Origin of the sequence: Nonomuraea lactucae, assembly GCF_003313395.1 — a bacterium.
In the GTDB taxonomy this organism is placed as follows: Bacteria; Actinomycetota; Actinomycetes; order Streptosporangiales; family Streptosporangiaceae; genus Nonomuraea; species Nonomuraea lactucae.
Map to the genome: position 1 here is coordinate 1 of NZ_QNFZ01000058.1, position 560 is coordinate 560.

Annotated in this window: 1 protein-coding gene; it reads left to right on the forward strand. The window is 64.3% G+C overall.

Features of this window, described 5'->3' with window-relative positions:
• Positions 1–560: condensation domain-containing protein (locus DQW85_RS04365; RefSeq protein WP_205314873.1), on the forward strand; the 560-nt coding region annotated here is incomplete at both ends.

Here is a 560-nt window from a genome sequence, read left to right on the forward strand (position 1 = left end):
GCGTTGCCGGTGGATCGGCAGGTCAGCGAGCACTGGGCGCAGGATAAGCGGCAGGTTGAGCTGTCGGGTGAGGTGACTGCGGGTCTGGTGGCGTTGGCGCGGCGGGCTCGGGTGACGCTGGGCACGGTCGTGCAGGCCGGTTGGGCGCTGCTGCTGTCGCGGTATAGCGGTGAGAACGATGTGATGTTCGGTCTGACGGTGTCGGGTCGTCCGGCGGAGTTGTCGGGGATGGAGTCGATCGTCGGGTTGTTCATCAACACGCTTCCGTTGCGGGCTCGGGTGCCTTCTGATGTGGCGTTCGTGGACTGGTTGCGTGAACTGCAGGACAACCAGGTGGCGTTGCAACGGTTCGAGTACACGCCGCTGGTCGATATTCAGCGGTATTCGGCGGTGCCGCGGGGGTCGTCGCTGTTCGACAGCATCATGGTGTTCGGCAACTACCCGCAGGAGGAGTTGCCGGAGTCGGCGGTGGCTGAGGATGGTGTGTTCGCTTCGGTGGAGTCGCTGGAGCAGGGCAACTATCCGATCACGTTCGCGGTGGATCTGCTGGAGCGGTTGCG